The organism is Brasilonema bromeliae SPC951 (assembly GCF_012912135.1).
In the GTDB taxonomy this organism is placed as follows: domain Bacteria; phylum Cyanobacteriota; class Cyanobacteriia; order Cyanobacteriales; family Nostocaceae; genus Brasilonema; species Brasilonema bromeliae.
In genome coordinates this window covers 1-4,805 of sequence record NZ_QMEB01000231.1, presented here as the reverse complement: position 1 = coordinate 4,805, position 4,805 = coordinate 1, and the positions used below count along the sequence as shown (strand labels likewise).

Here is a 4,805-nt window from a genome sequence, read left to right as displayed (position 1 = left end):
GAGTAAAGCACGTCCTTCTTTTGCTTCTGGAAAATGTTCGGTGCGACAAGTCAGGATAACTTTAGCACCGGGAACGACGACTTTCGCCAATTCCCAAAAGTTATTGATCATTTGTTGGCGATCGCACTTCGCCGCCATTTCATCAAAGCCATCGAAAATCAGCAGCAATTTGCCCATGCTGTTAAGCTGGTCAAACACCTCGCTATTTAAGCGAATATTATGTTGCGTAAAAAAGAAACCTGCCAAAACATTCTCAACATTGAGTGCTTTGGCATAGTCGCGCAGCGTAATTATCAGAGGAAGACGGGGACGTTCAACACCGCGTTTTTGCGCATCCCGATAACGTTGTAGTGCAATCCAAGCATAATGAAACGCAAACCAAGTTTTTCCAGTGCCAAATTCCCCTAAAATGGAGATATGCTCTTTTGCAGGGTCATCTAACCACAAATCGAGATAACCATCAATCCAGCCGTCGCGTTCATCGTAGCGACTAACTCCTATCCGGCGCTTGCTAAGTGAGTCAAATTCTTCTTTAGTACAAGCCAACGGCACATATTTTTTGTCAATTTCTCGGCGTTTCACCTCAGCTTCTAGCCAGTCGAGATAATCACTAAAATCAGCATCCTGGTCTATGAGTTCGTCAAAAGTATAACAATCAAGCTGGCGATTTTCTGGTTTCTCCACTTCATCACGCGCCGCCCGTGAAATACGTCTCGCCGTCACTAACCACCCTTCATCAGTTCTTTGCGCCTCTACTGACTGACGCAAAGCCATGACATCACTTAGTCCCGCCTCACCTTCAATTCCACGTATAAGAATGCGGTCAAATCGATTACGTCGTACCGGGATGTTGAGAATCCACTCAAAATAGTTGTCTTCCCAAACCTCATACTTCTCAAAGCGGTAGCCCAACGTTTCAAACCAGCCTTGCATCTGCTGGGCTAAAGCTATGGCTTTACATTTCTTTTCATGTGGAGACGTTGCATTCGACGTCTCTACACTCTGTGCTGCTAACCGCGCTATCTCTGTTCTCATTCCTTCGAGTGTTGGCAGCCTTTGGAGTTGTTCTTGGATACTCGCTATTCTTTTATGTAGGGAACCTATCTGCTGGTTCATCAAAACATCAGCAGGTGTCCGGCTGCGCTTAGCAACTTCGATAAAAACCGTTGCGAAGGCGGCGATTTCTCGCCTGATGTCAATTCCCAAAGTTTTGATGTCATCACCCAACGCATAAGTATCGAGAAAAGCATCAACTTCAGAGAGAAGAATTGAGGGGTTGTTATGGTCTAATGCCTTGCGGAAAGCTTGTTTTATTTCTTCTTGTCGAAAAAGTTCGAGAAATGGCTTGGGTTTGCCTACTCCGTATTCTACCAAAGTATAAGCGTAAACACCACTGAAATCAGCGGGAGGATGTTCAGGATCAAGGTTAAATTTCTTTAATAATTTGATGACTATTTCGTTACGCTGAATCTTTTCTTTAATGATTGGGTTGGCAATACCAGTTATGGCGCTGATGAGTGAGTCAAGATTAATCGGTATCACAGGAGCTTTTTTGTATAAAAGGGGAAATTTTTCTGTTGCTTATACTTATGTTAACGCCTGGTATTTCAGCTAAGGGTGCATTCTATGTGACTTATCAGACATTTTTTAAGCATTTTTGTAAGTAGAAAGTAACCGGATTTCCTCAACTTTTTGCAATTTTGTGTCAAATGTAGCGGTTTCACTACAGCTTGCTTGCTTGTTTAACTTCACAATAAGATAGTCCGAGAAATCAGCTTTTCCCTTTTTCATGTCCTGTACCGATAACCAAGCCGTTTCTCTGTTTTCAAAATCAAACACATCCGTTCTCAGGATTTTTTCAAGAACGTCGATAATTTCACTCCTGCCAAGTTTATAGGAACTTTTGAGTACCCAAACGAGTTCACAAAGAACGATGTTGTTGATAAAACAGGTTTGACCACTTGCCTTAACTTGCTTGATGTACTCCGCAGCAAGTCTACCTTGTTCGATGTCATCTTGAACTAGATAACGAACTAGAACGTTAGTATCTAGTCCATTCATGACAAGTTACCAGCACATTGCTCAATTGCTTCATTCATTTCTTCGATAGAGACTGGTTCTCTTTCTGGTTTATGGAGGATACCAGACAATTCCTCAACTTGAATATTCAGCGGCTGAATGTAGACTTTGCCATCTGGTTCAATAATGAAATGAATGCGATCGCCTGGACGCAAGTTTAGTTTCTCCCGAATTTCCTTTGGGATAGTTGTCTGACCTTTACTGGTAATTGTAGCAATGGACATGAGATTTCCTTACTTTTAAAATAATTCTTACTTTATTGTAAGGAATTAACGAGCTGACAGTCAACCAGAGGCGTCTGCACTGCGCAGACGCCTGAAGGCGTAACACGTCACTCTAAAATTGATTGCTATCTAAAGTGAATTAGCGTATTACATGAATAAGACAAAAGTTGGTTTGAGATAAGCAGTAATTCAGAAATTAATTACTTAAGATAAACTTGCTCCCTTATTTCCTTAAACTACTGAATCAATGAGCAAAGAAGCAGTCAAAGTAATCTTATGGGAAGAAAACCAAAAAGATTTTCTAAAAAAGTTCTACGATTTACAGTTTATTCCCAGAATAGGAGAGGAAATTTACCTAAAAAAGGAGAACTGGATAGTAACCAGAATTGAGCATGATTTAGAAGTTAGCGAGATTAATGTTTACATGGAATTAAAGAAAAAAGACAAGCAGCATAAAGGAACCAAGGGTTCTTCCCAATGGCTGGAACAAATGCACCAAAACGATGGCCTCTAAAGGATGGTAGAGTTTTTTGTGCAATATCCCGATGTACAAAAAATCTAGCTTTTGCGGTAGTCAGTTAATCCGATCAAAACATCCGTAACCGCCACATAGCAAGCATTCTCTCCGTGTTCGGGATGCTTGCTTTATAAACTCAAATAAAATCCCTCAGCACCAAAGGCGAGGGGCATAGAAGACGAGAGGAATTAACAAACCCGATGGTTAAGGCGGGTAGTGATTACTCACCTGCCTTTTATTAGGTGCAGAAAAATTAACTTATGCACATGCTTGTCACCTCTAGTGTTACTGCCCTAATTGTGACTCCAATTTCTTAAATTGTTGGTACTGTTTATCTTTGGATTCAACGTATTTATTTACCGCTGTTTTAGTTGCTAAAGCGTTTTCGCACTCCTCGCCACCTTCAATCAGTAGGCGTTGTTTCACACGCTTACGAATATCTGAAACAATCTTGCCATTAACCAGCCTGGTCTGCGCCCAATCTAAAATTGGTGATGGGTATAAACCATGCTCTATATACTTGCCTTCAAGAATTTCAGGTAAGCTATAACCGAGTAACTTCGGTATCCAGTGGTAAATGAAGCGCAAATCTGAGTCTTTTTCTTCAATATTCTTATTGGGATTGTATATGCGGAAAGTATCACTAAGGGGATTAGTAATACCAGCCTGCATCTGCCATTGCCAATTGTTAATAGCTAAATCGCCATCTACCAAGCAGTTCATGTAATGTTTTGCTCCATGATGCCAAGAGATACCGCAATTAATAGTCAAGAAAGTAGCACACATCGCTCGCATGCGGAAATTCATCCAACCCATTGTTTTGAGTTGACGCATACTCGCATCAACCATTGGGAAACCAGTTATACCCTCTTGCCAAGCATGAAATAATTCTTGCTGCTGTGGAGTCAGTTCATCTGGTCGGTAATACTCATCAAACTCCGGATAAAAGTTTGTATATGCTATTTCTGGATGAAAATATAACCGTTGCGTAAAACTATCGTGCCAACGCAGGCGATCGCGAAATGCTTTTAAGGAAAATTCTGCTTTGGGTGTATCTGCAAGTTCTGCTGCCCGTACCTTTGTACGCTGGTACACATTTCTCACAGAGATTGTACCAAATGTTAAATGAGGGGAAAGATGGGAGGTTGCCTTCTGTTGTGCCGCCCACGGGCGGGAGAGTTTCCAATGATAGCCATAAAATCTTTTGGTAAGAAATGAGTCTAAAGTTTTTTGCGCTTGCGTTTCTCCACCTTTGAAGTACACTTTCTTCGTTTCGTAAAAAGCGTGGTACTTGTGTTTGAGTTCAGTAAAGGTAAGTTGGGGTAGATTGAAAGATATCTGTGGGGTGTTAATGTGAATAGGAGTTGGGTGAGATATTTGTCTAACGTAGTTATAGTATTCGTTAAACCACTGGTCGCGGTGATCATCGTCGATTTGCAGAAAGTTGTTTAGACCAATGTGGTAGTCAAGGTTAAGTTGTTGGTAGAAATTAACGATAGTGCTATCGCGTTCAATTCCGTATTCAACCTGTACATCGCGGTTGAAGTAAAGTTTCGGTTTGTGTCCTTGCTGCATCAATTGTTGAGTCATTTCTTGCAGAATATTTACGGAATTCCCTTCAAATAAGTACAGCCTACTACCCAAAGAGCGTAAATTCTGGTCAAGGTTCTCTAAAGATTCAAACAAAAATCTTACCCGTGCTTTACCCACGTCCGTCCATTTTTGATAAAACCACGGGTCGATGATAAAACAGGGCAATACGGGGGCGTCATTGGCTGATGCTTCTGCTACGCATTCATTATCAGTTAATCGTAAATCTCGTCGAAACCATAGAATTTTCATGGTTCAATTGTACTATAATTTTCTTGTCAGCTAAGCTTATACTAAGTTGCGTTCATACATCTTAGTGCTCTCTCTCCCTTGTCCCCCTTGTCTCCCTTGTCCCTTTAACAGGTGATATTTCTGAACGCAACACAGTGTAATTC

5 protein-coding genes are annotated in these 4,805 nt (G+C 41.1%); 1 reads left to right on the top strand and 4 read right to left on the bottom strand.

The features are described from left to right. The 3 genes from DP116_RS29630 to DP116_RS23150 all read right to left on the bottom strand — a co-directional run. On the bottom strand, positions 1–1,542 hold a 1,542-nt coding region (locus DP116_RS29630), incomplete at its 3' end, for an NACHT domain-containing protein (protein WP_343038364.1). Positions 1,543–1,647: 105 nt separating this feature from the next. Next, positions 1,648–2,061 carry a type II toxin-antitoxin system VapC family toxin gene (locus DP116_RS23155; protein ID WP_169157409.1) on the bottom strand — a complete coding sequence of 138 codons (414 nt, stop codon included), beginning with the start codon at positions 2,059–2,061 and terminating at the stop codon, positions 1,648–1,650. After that, on the bottom strand, positions 2,058–2,303 hold the full coding sequence (locus DP116_RS23150; RefSeq protein ID WP_169157408.1) for an AbrB/MazE/SpoVT family DNA-binding domain-containing protein: 246 nt from the start codon (positions 2,301–2,303) through the stop codon (positions 2,058–2,060). Before DP116_RS23150 ends, DP116_RS23155 begins: the two co-directional genes overlap by 4 nt. Positions 2,304–2,550: 247 nt before the next feature. Between DP116_RS23150 and DP116_RS23145 the strand changes: the two genes are divergently transcribed. Then, a complete protein-coding gene (locus DP116_RS23145; protein ID WP_169157407.1) occupies positions 2,551–2,817 on the top strand; it encodes a hypothetical protein in 267 nt (88 codons plus the stop codon). A 288-nt stretch (positions 2,818–3,105) separates the two neighbouring features. On the opposite strand, the gene DP116_RS23140 is transcribed toward DP116_RS23145, so the two are convergent. Next, complete coding sequence (locus DP116_RS23140; protein ID WP_169157406.1) at positions 3,106–4,662, bottom strand: FAD-binding domain-containing protein; 1,557 nt, start codon at positions 4,660–4,662, stop codon at positions 3,106–3,108. Positions 4,663–4,805: the final 143 nt, after the last annotated feature.